Annotated in this window: 11 protein-coding genes; all 11 read right to left on the bottom strand. The window is 67.7% G+C overall.

The features are described 5' to 3' along the window. Window positions 1–82: 82 nt before the first annotated feature. Window positions 83–1,129 carry a hypothetical protein gene (locus BW995_RS16360; RefSeq protein WP_076401479.1) on the bottom strand — a complete coding sequence of 349 codons (1,047 nt, stop codon included), beginning with the start codon at window positions 1,127–1,129 and terminating at the stop codon, window positions 83–85. After that, the gene (gene hybE / locus BW995_RS16355) at window positions 1,129–1,668 is read right to left on the bottom strand and encodes a [NiFe]-hydrogenase assembly chaperone HybE (protein WP_076401605.1); all 540 of its coding nucleotides are present in this window, start codon (window positions 1,666–1,668) and stop codon (window positions 1,129–1,131) included. Before hybE ends, BW995_RS16360 begins: the two co-directional genes overlap by 1 nt. 102 nt (window positions 1,669–1,770) lie before the next feature. Then, window positions 1,771–2,577 (bottom strand): helix-turn-helix domain-containing protein, encoded by an 807-nt coding sequence (locus tag BW995_RS16350; protein ID WP_076401478.1) that lies wholly within the window; start codon window positions 2,575–2,577, stop codon window positions 1,771–1,773. A gap of 42 nt (window positions 2,578–2,619) precedes the next feature. Beyond that, entirely contained in the window at window positions 2,620–3,021 is a 402-nt protein-coding gene (locus tag BW995_RS16345; protein ID WP_076401477.1) for a hypothetical protein, read from the bottom strand. Between the two features lie 219 nt (window positions 3,022–3,240). Then, window positions 3,241–4,245 carry a helix-turn-helix transcriptional regulator gene (locus tag BW995_RS16340; RefSeq protein ID WP_175617106.1) on the bottom strand — a complete coding sequence of 335 codons (1,005 nt, stop codon included), beginning with the start codon at window positions 4,243–4,245 and terminating at the stop codon, window positions 3,241–3,243. Window positions 4,246–4,261: 16 nt separating this feature from the next. Beyond that, window positions 4,262–5,971 (bottom strand): ABC transporter ATP-binding protein, encoded by a 1,710-nt coding sequence (locus BW995_RS16335; protein ID WP_175617105.1) that lies wholly within the window; start codon window positions 5,969–5,971, stop codon window positions 4,262–4,264. Window positions 5,972–5,985: 14 nt separating this feature from the next. After that, on the bottom strand, window positions 5,986–7,791 hold the full coding sequence (locus BW995_RS16330) for an ABC transporter ATP-binding protein (RefSeq protein ID WP_175617104.1): 1,806 nt from the start codon (window positions 7,789–7,791) through the stop codon (window positions 5,986–5,988). Window positions 7,792–7,811: 20 nt separating this feature from the next. Next, the gene (ccrA, locus tag BW995_RS16325) at window positions 7,812–9,227 is read right to left on the bottom strand and encodes a crotonyl-CoA carboxylase/reductase (protein ID WP_217696120.1); all 1,416 of its coding nucleotides are present in this window, start codon (window positions 9,225–9,227) and stop codon (window positions 7,812–7,814) included. Further along, window positions 9,224–9,994 carry a thioesterase II family protein gene (locus BW995_RS16320; RefSeq protein WP_076401473.1) on the bottom strand — a complete coding sequence of 257 codons (771 nt, stop codon included), beginning with the start codon at window positions 9,992–9,994 and terminating at the stop codon, window positions 9,224–9,226. Before BW995_RS16320 ends, ccrA begins: the two co-directional genes overlap by 4 nt. After that, a complete protein-coding gene (locus BW995_RS16315) occupies window positions 9,991–13,962 on the bottom strand; it encodes a non-ribosomal peptide synthetase (RefSeq protein ID WP_076401472.1) in 3,972 nt (1,323 codons plus the stop codon). The genes BW995_RS16320 and BW995_RS16315 overlap by 4 nt, the downstream gene beginning before the upstream one ends. Then, window positions 13,959–18,389 carry a type I polyketide synthase gene (locus BW995_RS16310; protein ID WP_076401471.1) on the bottom strand — a complete coding sequence of 1,477 codons (4,431 nt, stop codon included), beginning with the start codon at window positions 18,387–18,389 and terminating at the stop codon, window positions 13,959–13,961. The genes BW995_RS16315 and BW995_RS16310 overlap by 4 nt, the downstream gene beginning before the upstream one ends.

Genomic DNA, 18,389 nt, shown 5'->3' with positions numbered 1-18,389 from the left:
AGGTCTGTCCTTTGGCTACCTACAAAAAAAGAAACGGTATGACCGCCGAGTGTTACGCGATTGTCGGATGGAGACAACCCTTTTACAAGGCGGCTTTCAGCTTCGCGGCGACAGGAACAACATCGCATGGCACGCAGGGGTCCAGAGTCGCCGCCTGCCAGTGCGCCACCTGCCCGGCCTCGGGCAGGGACAGCCCCGCCAAAGCCGCCACCCAGGGCGAGGCCGGATGAAAGTTCCATTCCGTCGGTGCCAGAATTTGCCAGTCGGCCACCAGACCATCATCCCCGATCGTCACCCGGTGCGCCAACGGCCCGCGCGCGGCCTGCACCACCGCCAGCCCGCAGCCGTCCCCACACCGAACCGCCGACACCAGCGGCAACGGTGCCTGTCCCTGTAGAACCTGCACCGCCTGCCGCAAGGCACACAGGCGGGCGGCAAAGCGGGCCAGCGGCCCGTGGCCACGGGCGTGCAACGCCTCTTGAACGACCGGCTCATGCTGGTAATCGGCCAGTGGCCCAACCTCGACCGCTTGTCCATGCCAGTGCGGCAGGGCACAGAACTCCGCCTGATCCGGCCATGCGGCCAGCAGATCGGCGGCAGCAAAAACCGGCAGCAGCCGTGTTGGAGCCTCATGGAAGGGCAGATCACACAACCGCTGCCACAGGCTGGCCACAGGCCCGACCAACTGCCCGTCACTGTCAACGCTGACCAGCGCGTCCACCGCCGCCGCCAGCATTTCACAGTTGATCGGGTCGGGGTTCTGCATCACCGCCCGCGTGGACTCACGGATTTGCACCATCAGCGCCGTTTCGGACATCCCGGACAGGGCAGACCAGCCCATCAACGGCGGATAGAGCCATTCCTGCACCGCTTCGGCCAGCACCGCCCAGCGGGCGCGGTCCGGCACATCTCCCTCACCGCGCGCCGCCGCCACCGCTGCCTGCGCCGCCGCCCCTTGCGCCCGACCGCAGAGGGCAAACAGCAACGGCACCAGCGCCACCGCCTTGTCCACCGGCTTGCCGACCAACACCCGGCAGGCCGTCACCGGACGGTGCGAGCGCAGCTCCGCCCGTATCACCCGCCCGGCGTCATCATGCCGCAAAGCCAGCCGCAACCGACCGCCGTCCATCAGAGATCCTCCCGCCGCCAGCCACGCAGCAAGCCCCGCCGCGACACGCCTTCCGGCTCGGCCCCGGCGTCAGGGGCCGGCTCCGTAACAGGCACATCATGCTGCACCTCGACCCCTGCTGGCGGAGTCAGGACAGCCTTCAGCGTCTCGTCGGCCACCTCCTGCGCCATCCCATGGTCCGGGAAGTCATCCATCGGCGAGAACAACGAGCACATCTGATAAAAACCACCGTTGCCGTCATCGCCGACGACAAAGCGCACCGGCCCGCACGGCAAGGCCAGATCACGCTCCAGCCCGGTATAAAATCCCTGCCACGGCTCGGCCCCGGCCTGACGCAACAGAATCAGGTTCATGCACCACGGGGTGATCAGCACGGCAATCAGCACACCATCCTGCATTGCCAACGGCTGCACCCCGCGCACCTCAACCTGAAGTGCCGGGTTATGAACCGGAAGCCCGGCCATCCGCTGATTTGCCTGCTGAAAACAGTGCAGTACGCTGTCGCGCGTTGCCATTCCACCGCCAGCAGACCCTGCCATCCCCATGTCAGATCCTGTTTGTCCCTCTGCCGGAGAAAACTTGTACAAGTCGTAGGGACAAACAGAAAGAAAAATATCGGTGTACGCCAGAAGGAGGGAGGCCTATCGCCCCCGAGCGGTCAGGTCACGGGGGCAAATGCCGTACCGCTGACGGAACAGGGTGGAAAAGTGCGCCGGGCTATAGCCGACGCGATAGGCAGCGACAGCGGCATGAACCCCGTCCTGCGACAACAGGCGAAAGGCTTCGTTCAGGCGGCGCTCCTGAACATAGCGGTGGATGGTCATCCCGTGCACCGCCTTGAAGTCTCCGGTCAGGCGGGCCGCCGTGGTGCCAAACTGCCGGGCCAGCGTCTGCACCGGCGGCGGCGAGGCCAGAGCCTCATCCAGCAGGCGGGTCACATCCTGCACCCGCTGACTGGCCGAGCGGAGGGCGGGCTGGGTGGCTTTCTGGTGCAACGAGGCCAGAATCATCGCCGTCAGCTCCAGCCCCTTGGCCCGCATGTACAGTTGATGCGCTTCGCCTTCGGTCGGGCTGGCCCAGATTTGCGCCCCCAGCGACGGAAAGCCGTGGGAGGTCAGATACAGGCCGTCCCGCCGGTTGTCATCGCCACGCGGCGCAGAAAACCCGCCCGGCCCGGCGGTCAGCACCACCAGCCGCACCGTTTCCCCCCGCGCGGCGGCCACCTGCCACGGCTCGCCCTGATCGTCGGCCGACAACAGCAGAAAATCGCCTTCGCGCGCCACACAGGTCCGCCCGACCACCGCTGAACTCAGTACCACCGTCCCGGAGACCACCTGCATCGCCATCCCGCCAATGCGCGGCAGTGGATGGCTGCTGGCATCCAGCAGTTCGTACAGATGCATCCGGTACCGGTCATCGAGATCAATCTCGCGGCTCCGCAAGACCACGCGGCGTGCTCCCCGTCCCTGCCTCATCACCTGCGGCTCCCCTTATCCCTGCACCAGAGCAAGCTGCCCGGCAGCCCAGTCTTCGGCGTCCTGTCGGGTGCCCAACACAATCATCGGATAGGGCCAGGCCCCGCCGCGCAGCATCGCCGCCACCTGCCCCTCGGCCACTGCCCGCGCCTGCGGGTCAGCGATCAGCATCACCATCCCGGCACAGACCTGCCGCAGGCGGTCCCGTTCCCGGCGGAACCACCGGCTGAACGCCTGCGATCCGGCCTCGGACATCGGCGGCGGGCCGTTTTCCGCGATCAGCACATAGCGCCGTCCGGCATCCAGCAAAGCCCCGAGACCGGCGATGAAGGCCTGCGACTGGTCCTCATCCAGCGGCTGATACTGCGCTGGCAACCAGACCAGTGGAAAGGCAGACACATCAATGGTGTATGTCATGGGCGGCCTCATTATTGCGATCAACTCTCATTCTTATCTGAAAGAACTATAGGCTGCCGCGACCAACGCCAGCAATCACCAACCGTTATGCGAATGGACGGATTTCCTTTGCCAAAAGCCGCCTCACCCGGCGCGCCAAACGCAGCAAGGCCCGCTGCATGGCGTGGATGCAGCGGGCCTTGTGACGACGGTGAAAAACCGGAAACAAGCAGTGCCGGTTCAGAGACCTTGCTGAAGATGGCGGCGGGGCGACACCCCAAAGCGCCGCCGGTAGGCGGTGACAAAATTGGCCGCATGGGCATAGCCAACCGCCGCTGCCACCTGCGCCAGCGGCATCCCCTGTTCCAGCAGGCGCCGCCCCAGGTCAAGCCGTACCGCACGCAGGGTTTCAAACACCGTCTCGCCAAAGGCAAGGCGGTACTTTTCCTTCAGGACGGTGACACTGACCCCGGCATCACGGGCCAGATCGCCCAGCCGGTGATCCGCCCCCGGAGCCGCCACCAGCGCATCCCGCACCCGGTGCATACGCGCCCGGTCGGCTGGAGCCAGCGACCCCACCGTCGGATCACCGTCCAGAAAGGGCGTTACCCCCTGACGCACCAGTTCCAGCGACAGGGCTTCCTGCGTCAACCGCTCAAAGACACCGCCCGCCGCCCCGTGGACCAGATGCGACAAATGGTGGCGCAATTCCGCCGATGGTACCCAGTTACGGGCCGCCACCCGGCCTGTCCCGGCAAAGTCGGCGGTCACCAGCAGGCCGTGCTGTTCCAGCCAGTCCGCCGTGGCATAGACCGAAGCGGTGGTATAGTGCAGGCCCTTGCGCTGCTGACCGGAAAACAGCAGGGGACGCCCCATGTTCAGCGACAGCCCTTCACCGGCTGGCGTGTGGACGGCGCCGATGCCTTCGACCATGCCATCGCTGACCCCGGCCAGCGACACCCCGACCAGCAGGCCGGAGGCCATTTCGGCTTCGGCGGAAAAATCATGGAACTGGGTGATATCCGACAGCATCAGGGTCAACCCCGGCTGAACCGGGGCTGCCACTGTTTTTCCCTGCATCATCGCCTGCGCTTCGTCAGCCTGCGGAGCCCGGCCATCAATTTGCAGATCGCGATAGCGATAGCCGCACTGGCTGGCCAGATCGTGGTGCTGGCGGGGCGAATAGAGGGATATCTGCCTGCTATGATCATCCATGGTGGAAAGGATAGTGCGACCGGCATTCATTTGCAAATAATTCTTATTATCTTCCCTGTTGAGCCTGCCACAGCCGGGCATAGGTCCCCCGGCTGTCGATCAGCTCGGGATGCGTCCCCCGCTCGATCACCGCGCCGTCCTGCATCACCAGAATCAGGTCGGCGTGGCGAATGGTCCACAGGCGATGGGCAATCACCAGCACCGTTCGCCCGGCACACAACCGGCTGAGTGCCTGCTGAACCAGTGCCTCACTGTCGAGGTCAATGCTGGCGGTGGCTTCGTCGAGGATCAGCACCGGCGCGTCTTTCAGCAAGGCCCGCGCAATCGCCACCCGCTGTTGCTCCCCGCCCGACAGGCGGACGGCTTCCGGGTCAAACACCGTTTGGTAGCCCGATGGCAAATCCATGATCCGCTGATGGATGCAGGCGGCCTCGGCAGCGGCCATCACTTCGTCATCAGACGCCTCGGGCCGACCGAGGCGGATGTTGTCGGCCAGCGTCATTGGAAACAGGGTTACGTCCTGCAACACCATGCTGACCGTGCGGTTGAGGGTGGCCTCATCCATCTGGCGCAGGTCAACGCCGCCAATGCGGATTGCTCCGGCCTGCACATCCCACAGACGACCGACCAGATGGGCCAGCGTGCTTTTCCCCGCCCCCGACGGGCCAACCAGCGCGGTCACCGTCCCGGCGGGCAGACGGGCCGACAGCCCGCGAATCACCGCCTGCCCGTCATAGGCAAAGCTGACATCCTCAAACTGGATCTCGCCCCCGACCGGCTGGACAGCGGCCTTGGTCTGCGGCAACGGCGGTTCGTTGGCCAGCGCCCGGATGTCGGACAACACCGCGCGGGCAAAGCGCAACTCGGCCAGAAACAGCCCGAATTCGGCCACCGCCCCGTTCAGGCGCAAGACCAGAAACAGCGCCAGACACAGCACCATCGGCGCCAGCGAGCCATCGCCCAGCCAGTGGTCGGCCAGCAGCATCACCGCCACCACCCCGACGTTCAGCACCAGCGCATAGCTGGCCAGCGCCGGAGCCGGAGCCACTTCGGTGGCCAGACTGGCCCGGCTGAGGGCGTCAAAATGCTGATGCACCGCCTGTCGCCGACGGTCCTGCGGATCAAAAAAGGCCAGATCACGGGCCCCGCCGACCACTTCGACCACCCCGGCAACGGCCAGATCGCGCTCGGCAGACACCCGCGCGGCGGCGGCATCCAGCAGGCGATAGCTCCACGGAATGGCCAGCATCGCCACCGGCACAAAGGCCAGATAGACCAGCGCCAGCCGCCAGTCCAGCAGCAACAGCATCGCCCACAGCAGAACCGGGAAGGTCAGCCCGGCCACTACCAGCCCCCACACATGGGTCATGATGTCCTGATACAGGCTGAACTTGCTACTCAGCAGGTCAGAGATTGCCCCGTCACGCCAGCTCAACACCCGTCCCAGCGGCAGGCGGGCCACATGGTCGGCCAGCCGCAGCCGCGCCTGCGCCACCATGGTGTAGGTTGAAGAAAAATTGGCATTCAGGGCCAGTGCCTTCAGCCCGCTGCCCAGCACAAAACCAGCGGCTCCAAGGCCTGCCAGCAGCCACACCGGCGACATCCCGCCGCCGTCCTCCTGCATCAGCAGCGGCAGGGCCACCAGCAGCGCCCACGGCACCGCATCGGCCACCGCCCCCAGCGCCCCCCACAGCAAGCCCCACCACAGACGCCGGTCCACTGCCCCGGCCAAATCAAATCCCAACGGCATACGCATGGTCAACGGCCCCTTCATGGTGCAACGGCCTGAGTGGCGGGAAGAACGGAGAGCGGAGCCTGCCCCAGACTCCAGTCGGCGGCGCTGTCCTGCGCCTGCCACAGACGGCGGTACAGGTCACAGTCAGCCAGCAGGGTCTGGTGAGGCCCGCTCGCTACCACCCGCCCGCCGTCCATCACCACCACCTGACCGGCCTGTTCGGCCCCGCGCAGGCGGTGGGCGATCAACAGCACGCTGCGCCCCTGCATCAGGGCGGTCATCGCCTGCCGGATGTCCCGTTCGGCCACCGGGTCAACATGGGCGGTGGCTTCGTCGAGAATCAGCACCGGGGCATTCTTCAGGAACGCCCGCGCCAGCGCGATCCGCTGCCGCTCGCCGCCTGACAGGCGGGTGCCGCGATCCCCGATCAGCGTATCCAGCCCGTCCGGCAGGCTGACCAGCATGCCACCGGCTCCGGCAGCGCGCAGGGCGGCGATCACCTCGGTATCATCGGCAGCCGGACGGGCGAGCCGAATATTGTCGCGCAACGAGGCGTGAAACAGCACCGGGTCCTGAAAGACAATCGCCACCTGTGCCCGCAGGGTTTCCAGCGGCAGGTCGCGCAGATCGATCCCACCCAGCGTGATGCGTCCGGCAGTCGGTTCGATCATCCGGGTCAACAGGCGGGCGAGCGTGGTTTTCCCTGCCCCCGACGGCCCGGTCACCACCGTCACCGTCCCGGCGGGCAGCGCAAAACTGACCTCGTGCAACAGGCGCGGGCTGGCAGGATCGGCGGAAGGAGCATAGTCAACCGCCTCAAAGCGTACCGAGGCATCCGCCGGAACCGCCTCCCCCACCGGGGTCGAGGCCTGTGGTGCCTGCTCCAGCACCGCCATGATCCGCGTGCCCGATGCCGACAGCTTGCGCAATCCGTGCAATGCCATCATCACCCGGTTCAGCGGCAGCAGCAGCACCCCACCCAAGGCCAGAAACAGCAGGTAATCGGCAAAGGCCAGACTGTCCGCATTGACCCACAGCAGCCCCAGCGGCAGCAGCACCACCAGCGGATAGGTCATGCACATGCCGAACACCGCATAGGGCACCGCCGAGCGGCGGGTGATGTCTTCGGCCATGCTCTGGACCGCCTGCACGCTCTGGCGCACCTCGTCCAGACTGCTGGCCTGACGGGAAAAGGCGCGCAGGGTGGCAATCCCGCGCACATAGGACAGCAGCGCCTTGCCGCTACGGGCTTCGGCGGCCACCCACTGCTGATAGACGGTGGCGGCTCCGGCGGCCATGCGCGCCTGCGCCCACAGGCCGATCGGTAGCAGCGCGGCAGAGGCCAGCGCCATCCGCCAGTCAATCACCGCAAAGGCCGCCAGCGTCACCAGCGGCAACAGCAGGCCGGACAGCACATCCGGCACGGTGTGGGCCAGCAGGCCGTTCAGCCGCCCAACATCCTCCATCACCACCTGCTTCAGGTCGCCGGTGCGTCCCTCCAGCGTCGCCAGCGGCAGGCGGGCCAGATGGTCAATCAAGCGGTGCCGCAAGGCGGCCTCGGCCTGAAAGGCGGCGCGATGGCCGCTGATGGTCACCCCTGCCTGCACCGCAAAGCGCGCCAGTACCAGCCCCAGAGCCAGCGCCACCAGAGCCTGCAATGACGGATCACCCTCCGCCGGCTCCAGCACCGCCACCATCATCCGCCATGCCACCAGCCAGGGGGCCAGCTCCAGCACCGCCGCCAGACAGGCCAGCCCCAGCATCAGGTACACCAGCCCCCGCCACGGGCGAAGCGCCGACAGATAGACCGCCAGCGGCGACGATTTCCGTTGTTCCGTCATGGTGTCAATGTCCTTCATGATCAACGAAACAGCATCAGGCGCTGTTCCCCGACCCGGGCGCGCAGGGCCGGGTCTTCGATGCCCTGACCGGGCTGGCCCGCCTGGCACAGGATGGCAATCTTGCCGACGTGGGTGTTGCTGCGCATCTGCTCGATCCCCTGGCGGGTTTCGGCCAGCGGGAAGACCGCCGACACCGTCGGCACAATCAGCCCCCGGCAAACCAGATCATTGGCCTGCCAGGCCTCGTACCAGTTGGCCCCGTGCGAGCCGATGATCGATTTGACGTGCATCCACAGATAGCGGTTGTCATAGCCATGATCAAAGCCGCTGGTCGATCCGCAGGTGACGACGCGGCCGCCATGGGCGGCCACAAACACGCTGGTGGCAAAGGTTTCCTTGCCGGTGTGTTCAAAGACGATCTCGGGGTCCCGCCCATGGTTGAGGCTGCGCACCTGTTTGCGGAAGCGCAGCATGTCGCGCATGTTGGGCGAGCCATCCGCCGCCACAAAGCGATAACCTTCCGCCGAGCGGTCAATCACCGCCTCGCAGCCCAGCGCACGCGCCAGTTCGGCCTTCGCCGGGCTGGACACCACCGCAATCGGATGGCCACCCGCGCGCAGCACGTACTGGATGGCCAGACTGCCCAGCCCGCCAACACCGCCCCAGATCAGCACGCTTTCGCCCAGCCGCAACCGGGCCCCGTTGTCCGACACCAGCATGCGATAGACGGTGCCGTTGACCAGCGGCAGGCTGGCGGCCTCTTCCCAGCTCAGATGCGCCGGTTTGGGCATCAACTGGCTGGCCCGCACCAGACAGTATTCCGCCAGCGAGCCAAAGTTGGTTTCAAACCCCCAGGCGCGGGTGTGGTCATCGCGCACCGCGTCAGCGTGGACCATCGGGGATTGCGGATTGACCACGCCGGGATGGATCACCACCCGGTCGCCGGGGCGGCAATTGGTCACGCCGTCGCCAATCTGCACCACCACCCCGCAGGCATCGCTGCCAATCACCTGATAGTCAACGTTATGGCGGGCGTTGGCCGCTTCCAGCTGGGCGAACTGGCCCAGATAGCGAAAGGGCGACATCGGTTCATGGCGCGCCGACCACAGGGTGTTGTAATTCAGGCTGGCCGCCATCACCGCCACCAGCACTTCGCCCACTCCGGGCTGCGGCACCGGCACATCACGGTAATGCAGGGTCGCAAAGCCATGGCGTTTGTCGGCAGGGGCCGACCGCATGCGCTGCTCGTCCTCACGCAGCAGGACCAATGCCCGCATGGTGGCCGGAAGCGGGCGGTGCAGAACGTCCTGCACGTCGGTTTCAGCATCGTTCAACAGACTGGCGACGACAGCGGGTGGCACCGCTGCTGCGATGCCCGGGGCGGGTGACACCGCTGCTGCGGTGGCCGGGGCGGTCATTGTTGCTGGACTGCTCATCGCACAGCCTCCATCAGCAGGGGGGAAAGGGTCGATCGCACCACCGCCTGTACAGCCTCGGCATGGGTGCGGACAAAGAAATGCCCGGCGGGCAGATCAACCTGCCGGTACGGGCCAGTGGCATAGGCCCGCCATTGCGACACCACCGGGTGGGGAACGATGGTGTCCTCCAGCCCGGCCAGCACCGTCAGCGGCACCACCAGCGGGCGCACCGGTTGCGGGGCCCACGTTTCCAGAACGGTGTGATCGGCGCGCAGGATCGGCTCGAACAGCGCCATCAGCTCGTCGCAGTCGATCACCTCTTGCGGGGTGCCGCCGTCGCGCTGCAACGCCTGCCGGAAGCGGGCTGACGGCAGCGTGCTCATCGGCGACGGGGTCGGCACATGCGGCGGACGCGAGCCGGAAATCAACAGATGCAGCGGCGTCACCCCACAGGCATCGCGCAGGGCATGGACCAGTTCGGCGGCCACGATCCCGCCCATGCTGTGACCGAACAGCACCAGCCGATGTCCCAGCCAGGGCCGCAGGGCCAGCAGCAGCCCCTCCAGCAGGTCGGGCATGGCGTGCAGCAGCGGTTCGCCAAAGCGGCTTTCCCGCCCCGGCAACTGCACCCGGCAGAGCGTCACTCCCGGCGGCATCGCCGCCTGCCAGCCGCGATAGACCGATGCACCGCCACCGGCATAGGGCAGACAGAGCAACAGCAGGTCATCCGGTGCCGGTGGACGGTCAAACAGGAACCACGGCGATCCCTTTGCCAGCGTACTCATGCCGGAACTCCTTCATGGCGGGACGGAGCCGGAGCCTCGTCGAGGTGATGGCGCAGGGTTGGTTCCCACCCGGCAACCTGCGGCGCACGCAGGCAGTCAAAATGCCCGCCAGACGCCCGGCACAGGGTCAGCCCGGCCCGGCTGCGTGCCTGCCAGCAGGCGGCTCGGGCGTCGCTGTCGGCCTCGGCGTCAGCCAGAACCAGCGTCACCGGCACCGCCAGCGGCGGCAAAGCGGCAGAGGCTGCCGCCGCCAGAGCATCCCCCAGCGTCCCGGCCAAACTATCATCGGGCTGGCCGGTGGCCGCTCGGATCAGCGCCTGCACCGCCTGTGGATCGCTGAACCGGTCAGGTGGCAACGGCTGGCTGTCAACCAGCACCACCTGCTCCACCCGCACACCCTGTTGCCGCAGCACGGCAGCGAGGTCCCACGCCAGCAAGCCGCCCGCACTGAAGCCCATCAGCATCAGCGGCCCGCCATCGGCATGGCGGACAATGGCCGCCGCCAGTTCATCAACCGTCGCCTGCCAGACTGCGGCGGCTGTCTCGCCCGCAGCCATCGTCGCAGGCACCGCCCACAACGCCGACCGCCCCTGCCACACCGCCGCCAGATCGGCAAAGGCCTGGGTATCGGCGAGGGTATCGCCCAGACAATAGACCGGCACGCCGTCCTGTCCGGCACTCAGGCACAGCGGGGTGCGGTCTGCCGCCACTGCCAGCGGCACCAGATGCCCGGCCATTTCCCCCAGCCGGGGAGCACCGAACACCGTGCGCAGCGGCAAATCCAGCGCACAGCGGGTGCGCAGATGGTTGACCAGCCGCACCGCCAACAGCGAGTTGCCGCCAATTTCAAAGAAGTTGTCGCTGCGGGCGTTCACGCTGGTCCCCAGCACCGCCTGCCAGGCGGCGGCCAGTCGCTGTTCCACACCAGACAACTCGCTGGTGTCGTCGTTCTCCTTGTCCTCGGTGGCAATCACCGGCAAGCGGCGACGGTCGAGCTTGCCATTGGCCGACAGCGGCACGGCATCGATCAGTGCGTACAGCCCCGGCACCATGTAGGCCGGCAGCAGGGCCGCCAGATGCGTGCGCAGGTCGGCCAGCAGCGGCGGCTGTGCCGGGTCGCACGGCACCACGAACGCCGCCAGTCGCCGCCGCGCCGGGGTTTCCCCCACCGCATCAACCACCGCCTGCGCCACCGCCGGATGACGGATCAGCGCCGCTTCGATGTCGCCCAGCTCGATCCGGTGCCCGGCGATCTTCACCTGATGGTCTTCGCGGCCAAGGAATTCGATCACCCCGCCCTCGCGCCAGCGCCCGAGGTCGCCGGTGCGGTACAGCCGTTCGCCAGTGTGCGGGTTGGTGACGAACTGCGCCGCCGTTCGCTCGCGGTCGTTCCAGTAGCCCTGCGCCAGCCCGACGCCAGAGATGAACAACTGTCCCGGCACATGGCGCGGGCACTCGCTGAAGTCGTCGCGCAGGACATGGAAACCCTGATTGCGCAGCGGACGGCCATAGGGCACCGACCGCCAGCCGGGCAGCGGCGACAGCGGCACCGGCCCGGCAATCGACCAGATGGCCGCCTCGGTGGCCCCGCCGAGTGATTCCAGCGTGGTTTCCGGCAACAGCGCCTGCGATTTCGGCGGCAGGTCGAGCGGAATCCAGTCACCACTGAGCATCGCCAGCCGGGGGGCCGGGATCGGCGCGCCGTATTCCACCAGCATTTGCCACAGGGCAGGCACGCTGTTCCACAGTGTCACCGGATGCTGCCGCAGCAGCGACACCCACGCCTGCGGGTTGCGCAGGTCGGCGGGTGACGGGATCACCAGCCGCCCGCCACAGGCCAGCGGCCCGAAGATGTCATAGACCGACAGGTCAAAGGACAGCGACGACAGGGCAAACACCGCATCCTGCGGCCCGACGCCATGGCGCTGGTTGATGTCGCGGACGGTGTTCAGCACCGCCCGGTGATCCATCATCACCCCCTTGGGGGTGCCGGTGGAGCCGGAGGTAAAGATCACATAGGCCAGATCGTCCGGGCGTTGCAGCGCGTGCGGCACCTGTGCAGGCAGCGGCAGGCAGCGGGCATCGTCGACCAGCCGCAGCGGCAGGCCGCTCCAGTCCTGCGCCGCCAGCGCCGCCGAGGTGATCACCGCCACCGGCGCCGCTTCGGCCAGCACCACCGCCCGGCGGGCGGGCGGCAGGTCGGGGTCGAGCGGCACATAGGCCGCTCCGGCCAGATGCACCGCCAGCACCGCCACCACCTGCTCCCAGCCCTTCGGCAGGGCCACCGCCACCAGCGGCACATGCGGCCCCTGTTTCTGGCACAGCGGGCTGAGCTGCCCGGCCAGCCCCAGCGCCAGCCCGGCCATCTCGCCATAGGTCAGGCTTTGGTGCGGGGTGATCAGCGCCACCGCGTCGGGCGTGCGCAGGGCCTGCGCCAGCAGCGGACGGTGTAACAGCTCATCCGGCCCCAGATCGGCCGCGGTGGCATTGACCGCTGCCCGCTCGGCCTGCTGATCGGCGGGCAGCACCACCGGCTGCACCGCCTCCCACAGCGCCGAACCCTCGGCCAGACCCTGCAACAGCTGGTGATAGGCGGCAAACATCGCCTCGATCACCCCCGGTGCAAACAGGCCCTCCACCACATCCCAGTTCACCCCCAGACCGCCGTCCACCTCGAACACCTGATGGTCGATCCATACCTGTGGCGTCTGGGTGATCGAATAGTGCGGACGGCCCAGCAGGCTGTTGCCGGTATCAAGCGCCTGCCCGACATCGCCGGTGCCCAGCGCGCTGGTGAACACCACCGGCATGGCGGCGGTGCCGCGCTGATTCTGGGACAGGTGCTGCAACACCCGCACACCGGAAAAGGCGCTGTGGGCAAAGTCATCCCAGAACTGCCGTTGCAGACGGCAGGCGCGCGCGGCAAAGCCCTCGCCTGCCAGCGGCGCGCCGCCATCAAGCAGAATGGTCGAGGTGAAATCCCCGACAATGCGCTCGATGTCAGGATGCAGCGGCGGGCGGTTGAAAATGGTCATGTTGAGGGTAAAGGTGGGCGAGCGGCTCCACAGGCGCAACACCTCGGCATAGGCGGCCAGCAGCAGCAGAGACGGCGTCAGGCCACGGGCCGCGCAACCCTGCCGGATCGCCTCCCACTGCGCGGGCGGCAGCATCAGGGTGCGACGGCGGAACAGCGGCTGAGCGGGCGCATGGTCCAGCAGCGGCAGGTCCGGGGCCGGAGACAGGCTGTCCAGCCGCTCCAGCCAGTAGGCGCGGGCGGTGGCGAAGCCCGCCGTCTGCTCGGCGGCTTTCAGGGTCTGCACATAGTCACGGAAACTATAGGCCAGCGGCGGCAGGACCGTTTGCGGGTCGCGGTACAGTTGCCCCAGTTCGTCAAGGCACAGAAAGACGCTGTAGACATCGGCAATGATCGCATCGCAACTGAAGTGAACCCGGGTGCGCTGGTCACCGAGCAGGGTCAGGCGGATCGACAGCAGCGGCCATTGCGACGGGTCCGGCACCTGATGCGACAGCTCGGCGCGCAGCTCGGCCAGAATGCCCTGTTGCTCGCTGTCGCTGAGATCACGCAGGTCTTCGACCATCAGCTGATAGGGCGGCACCTCGGGCAGCACCCGCATCAGGCCATCGCTGCCCACCACCGCCCGCAGCATGTCATGGCGGGCGATCACCTGATTCAGCGCCCGGGTGAAGCGGTCAATGTCGAGTGCGCCGCAGTCGTATTCCTGATAGCCGTGGCTGGCGACGCCCCCCAGCTCAAAGCCGCGCAGGCGGCCCAGCCAGTAGGCTTGCTGGATATCGGTCAACGGAAAGGGGGCGTTCCTGTCGTCATCAGCCACGACAGCGGGAGCCGCAGCTTCAGCCGCCGGTGCCGCCAGCCCCTGCGCCTGCAACAGCTTTTGCAGCAGGCTTTGCTGTTCGGCAGACAGCCCCGGAAAGGAAGAAACGGTCATTGTGCAGCCTCCAGGCCCGGCGCCATCAGCGCGGCCTTGACGTGATCAGGTGACATCGCCCGCACCTGTAGCAGCACCCCGGCCAGCGCCAGCAGGCGGGCGGCGGTGGCCTCGTCGCTCATCAGGTGGTCGGCAATGCGGGCAACGGTGCGGGTGCGGAACAGCGCCGCCACCGGAAACGGCACCGCAAAGGTGTCGCGGATGGCCGCGGTCAGTGGCATCGCCAGCAGGCTGTCACCGCCCAGTTCGACATAATCGTCGTTGATCCCCAGCCCGTGGATGCCGAGGCGTTCCTCGAACAGCAGCAGCAGGCAGCGGTCCACATCATGGCGGGCCGGAACCAGCGGCGTCAGCAGGTCGGGCCTCTCGCCACCGCTGGCAGCGGTCAGGGTGACCTGCTCAAAGACCCGGGTAGCCTGCGCCCGTCGCTGGCGCAGGTCGGCCAGCATCGCAGGCAGCGGACGGGTGGAAATTGCCACCTGAGCACCCCCCACTGGCCCCCCCCGCACCGCCAGCGCCCGTTCCAGCGCCCATCGCGCCTGTTCGGGGCTGTGGCCATGGGTCATCTCTTCGCCGGTAATCTGGCGATGGCGCTCGCCCAGAGCGGTGATCATCCCCACCTCGCGCCAGACATCCCAGTTGAGGGACAGAATGCGGGCGCAGCGTGGCAGGGGATGGGCCATCGCCCAGGCATCCAGCACGCAGTTGGCGGCGGTGTTGTCCACCTGCCCGATGGTGCCGCTGAAGGCCCCCAGCGACGACGACAGCAGGATGAAGTCAAGATCACGCCCGGCCAGCGCCTGTTCCAGCGCCAGCAGCCCGAAGACCTTCGGCCCGAAATTGCTGTCCGTCCCCTGCGGTACGCCCGCCTGCATCAGACCGCCACCACTGACCCCGGCGGCATGGATCACCCCGCGCAGAGACGGGTGGGCCGCCACCACGGCGGCCAGCGCCGCCGGGTCGGCGAGATCGGCCTGATGCGGCTCAACCCGCACCAGCGGTGAGCGCAGCCCGTCCCACAGCGCGGCCTGTGGCGGGCGACGCTGGACCGGTACCAGCGTGATCGGCGTGCCCTCCTGCTCGGCCCGCTGCGCCAGCCACTGCGCCAGCGCCATCCCGATACCGCCACTGCCACCGAGGATCAGATAGGCCGCTCCGGCCACCACTGGCAGGGCCGCAGGCCGGGCAGGCAGGGCCACCGGAGCGACCTCGGCCAGCCACAGCCGCCCATGCCGGACGGCGGCCAGCGACAACGGAGCCTGTTCCGCCAGCGACAACAGGTGCGGGAGATCAGCCAAATCACTGTTTTCCGGCCAGTCCACCACCAGAGAGGCGACCGCAGGCACTTCAAACGGCAGAACCCGGCACGGCCCCAGCACCGCCGCCCGCAGGGGATCAACCGCCTCGGTTCCCTGCACCTGCGCCAGCCCACGGACGGCAAACAGCACCGTCAGCGGCGTCGCCTGCGACAGGTCGGCCAGCAGCGCCGCAAGCGCCACCGGATGATGGTAGGCCGCCGCCAGCACCGCCTGCGGGGCGCTGTCCAGCGGCAGGTCAAGCAGAGTGGTATCCATCAGGAAGCGGATGGCCCCGCCATGCTCCTGCAACAGCGCGCGCAAAGCCGGCAGGTCAGCCACCGGATGCACGATCCAGCCCTGTGCCGCCCATCCGGCAGACAGGTGATCGGCCTGCGGCCCGAGCACCACCACCTCGGCGGCCTCCGCTGCCGGGGGCCAGGGCACCTGTTGCCACACCGGCTGATACAGCCAGTTTTCAGCGGTATGGTCTGCCAGAGGGGCGACCTGCGGGCGGGAGGCTTCGCCATCGGCCCAGTGGCGGCGGTGGTCGAACGGATAGGGTGGCAACGACACCGGCCTTCCGGCCACCGATGGCGGCGCCAGAGCGGTCAGCGGAACCGCACCACCGGCAGCCCAGATCCGCGCCAGCGCCTCGTTCCAGACATCGACATCCTCGTCGCTTTTGCCGTCGGCTTTCATCAGCGGAATGATCGCCCGCCCGGCAGTGATGGCCGGATGTTTGCGGATCAACGCACTCAGCCCGCGCCCCGGTCCGACCTCCAGAAACAGGCGGTCGGGGTCGGCGGCCAGACAGCCGATCCCGTCGGACAGGCGGACGGTCTGGCGCAACTGGTCCACCCAATAGGCGGGGTCGGTCGCCTGTTCGGCGGTCAGCCATGTCCCCGACACGTTCGACACCAGCGGCACCCGTGGAGCATGGCGCGGGACCGAAGCAACGGCGCGGCGGAACTCGTCCAGCACCGGGTCCAGCAGCGGCGAATGCCCGGCCCGTTCTGCTGCCAGCACGGTGTACGACCGTCCGTCGGCATCCAGCCGGGCGGCCAGAGCCTGCAAGGCATCACTGGCCCCCGAGACGATGCAGGCGGTCGGGCCGGTGATCACCGCCACCGCGATATCGTCACCACACAGGGCACTGGCGTCGGAACCGGAAAACGGCAGCAGCATCATGCCGCCCGCTGGCGTGCTGGCAATCAGGCGGGCCCGCAGGGTGATCAGGCGCACCGCATCCGGCAGGGTGAACACCCCCGCCAGCGTCGCTGCCACATATTCCCCCAGCGAATGGCCCATCAGGCTGTCCGGGACCACTCCCGCCGCCATCAGGCTGCAGGCCAGCGCATAATCAACGGCAAACAGGGCGGCCATCCCGGCCACCGGCTGCTGCAACGCCTCGGCGTCACTCAGGACGGCCAACAGATCAACACCGGCCTCGGCCCGGAACGCCGCTGCGCACCGGTCAAAGGCATCGGCAAAGGCTGGCAGGGTTCGGTACAGCCCCAATCCCATGTCAACCTGCTGGGCACCGGCCCCCGGAAACACAAAGCACACCGCCGCCGGACGGGCCGGGTCAGCCACCCGCCGCAGGTTGCGTTTGAGGGTTCCGGCCCGCAACGCCCGAACCGCCTGCGCCGGGGTGCGGGCCTGCACCGCACAGCGGTACTCCCACGCCCTGCGGCCATGGCACAGGGTGTACGCCACCGCCGACAGCGCCGGAGCCCCGGGCTGTTCCAGCAGTGCCGCCAACTGGCTGGCCTGCTGCAACAGGGCCGTTTCGCTGCGCGCCGACAGCGGCAGGATCAGGCTGGCGGTCGCGTCGGTGCCCTCCGTCTTGTGGTGATCGACAGGGGCCTGTTCCAGAATCAGGTGAACATTGGTTCCGCCCAGCCCGAACGAGCTGACCGCCGCCCGCCGGGGCGTGTCGCCCTCCGGCCAGTCGGTGGTGGCGGTCTGGATGACGAACGGGCTGTCGTCCAGCCCCAGATCAGGGTTCGGCGCGTGGAAATTGGCCAGGCCGGGCCGCTGACGATGGTGCAGGGCCAGCACCGCCTTGATCAACCCGGCAATGCCAGCGGCGGCGTTCAGGTGGCCGATGACCGTTTTCACCGACCCCAGCACGCAGCTCCCACGGGCAGCCCCGTGCCACGCCTGCCGCAAGGCGGCGACTTCAATCGGATCACCAATCGGCGTGCCGGTGCCGTGAGCCTCCAGATAGCCGATGCTGTCGGCGGGTACGTCGGCCAGCGCAAGGGCTTCTTCGATCACCGCCGCCTGCCCGGCCACCGACGGTGCCGAAAAGCCCGCCTTGGCCGCGCCGTCGTTGTTGACCGCCGCGCTGCGGATCACCGCATAGATGCGATCCCCCGCCGCCACCGCGTCTTCCAGACGGCGCAGCACCACCACCCCGACACCGTTGCCATCGGCAACGCCGCTGGCATCATCACTGAACGCCCGCACCCGGCCATCGGCAGACAATGCGCCATCCTGTTCAACGCGATAGCCGCTGTCCTGATCGGGCCGCACGCCGACACCACCGGCCAGCGCCACGTCACACTGACCACTCAGCAGGGCCTGAGCAGCCACCGCCACCGCCGTCAACGACGAGGAACAGGCGGTTTGCACCGCCATCGCCGGGCCTTTCAGGTCCAGCTTGTAGGCCACCCGTGAGGCGAGGTAATCCTTGTCATTGCCGATCACCACATCAAAGTAATCGGTGGGGTTCAGCATGCTGATGCCGCGTGTCACCTGAAACAGGTAGCTGTTGAAGTTGCAGGCGGCATAGACCCCGATGGCCGGGCCGTCGGGCGTCGGGCAGAGGGCAGCGTCTTCCAGGGCGTGATAGGCGCATTCCAGAAACAGCCGGTGCTGCGGGTCGGTCAGCGCCGCTTCGCGCGGCGACATGTCAAAGAACGCCGCGTCGAACTGGTCGATGCCCTCCAGCGGATAGCCATAGCGCACCACGTCCGGGGCCGCATCACCCGCCAGATCCCGCCCCGCCGGCGTGGCAGCGCAGAGGGTCTGCCAGAAGCCGGTCAGATCGGCAGCGCCCGGAAAGCGGCCCGCCATGCCGATCACCGCAAGGGAAAAGGGCGGCAGGGAAAGAGGTTCGGCCAT

Origin of the sequence: Insolitispirillum peregrinum (assembly GCF_900156605.1) — a bacterium.
GTDB classification, from domain to species: Bacteria; Pseudomonadota; Alphaproteobacteria; order Rhodospirillales; family Rhodospirillaceae; genus Insolitispirillum; species Insolitispirillum peregrinum.
The sequence above is the reverse complement of the archived record's forward strand: the minus strand, read 5'-3'. Positions and strand labels throughout refer to the sequence as shown.

What these genes read in the sequence shown, in the direction of transcription:
- BW995_RS16360 (WP_076401479.1), bottom strand. Translation starts at nt 1,129, where the DNA reads ATGGACGGCGGTCGGTTGCGGCTGGCTTTGCGGCATGATGACGCCGGG.
- hybE (WP_076401605.1), bottom strand. Translation starts at nt 1,668, where the DNA reads ATGGCAGGGTCTGCTGGCGGTGGAATGGCAACGCGCGACAGCGTACTG.
- BW995_RS16345 (WP_076401477.1), bottom strand. Translation starts at nt 3,021, where the DNA reads ATGACATACACCATTGATGTGTCTGCCTTTCCACTGGTCTGGTTGCCA.
- BW995_RS16340 (WP_175617106.1), bottom strand. Translation starts at nt 4,245, where the DNA reads ATGAATGCCGGTCGCACTATCCTTTCCACCATGGATGATCATAGCAGG.
- BW995_RS16335 (WP_175617105.1), bottom strand. Translation starts at nt 5,971, where the DNA reads ATGCGTATGCCGTTGGGATTTGATTTGGCCGGGGCAGTGGACCGGCGT.
- BW995_RS16330 (WP_175617104.1), bottom strand. Translation starts at nt 7,791, where the DNA reads ATGACGGAACAACGGAAATCGTCGCCGCTGGCGGTCTATCTGTCGGCG.
- ccrA (WP_217696120.1), bottom strand. Translation starts at nt 9,227, where the DNA reads ATGAGCAGTCCAGCAACAATGACCGCCCCGGCCACCGCAGCAGCGGTG.
- BW995_RS16320 (WP_076401473.1), bottom strand. Translation starts at nt 9,994, where the DNA reads ATGAGTACGCTGGCAAAGGGATCGCCGTGGTTCCTGTTTGACCGTCCA.
- BW995_RS16315 (WP_076401472.1), bottom strand. Translation starts at nt 13,962, where the DNA reads ATGACCGTTTCTTCCTTTCCGGGGCTGTCTGCCGAACAGCAAAGCCTG.
- BW995_RS16310 (WP_076401471.1), bottom strand. Translation starts at nt 18,389, where the DNA reads ATGGCCGAACCTCTTTCCCTGCCGCCCTTTTCCCTTGCGGTGATCGGC.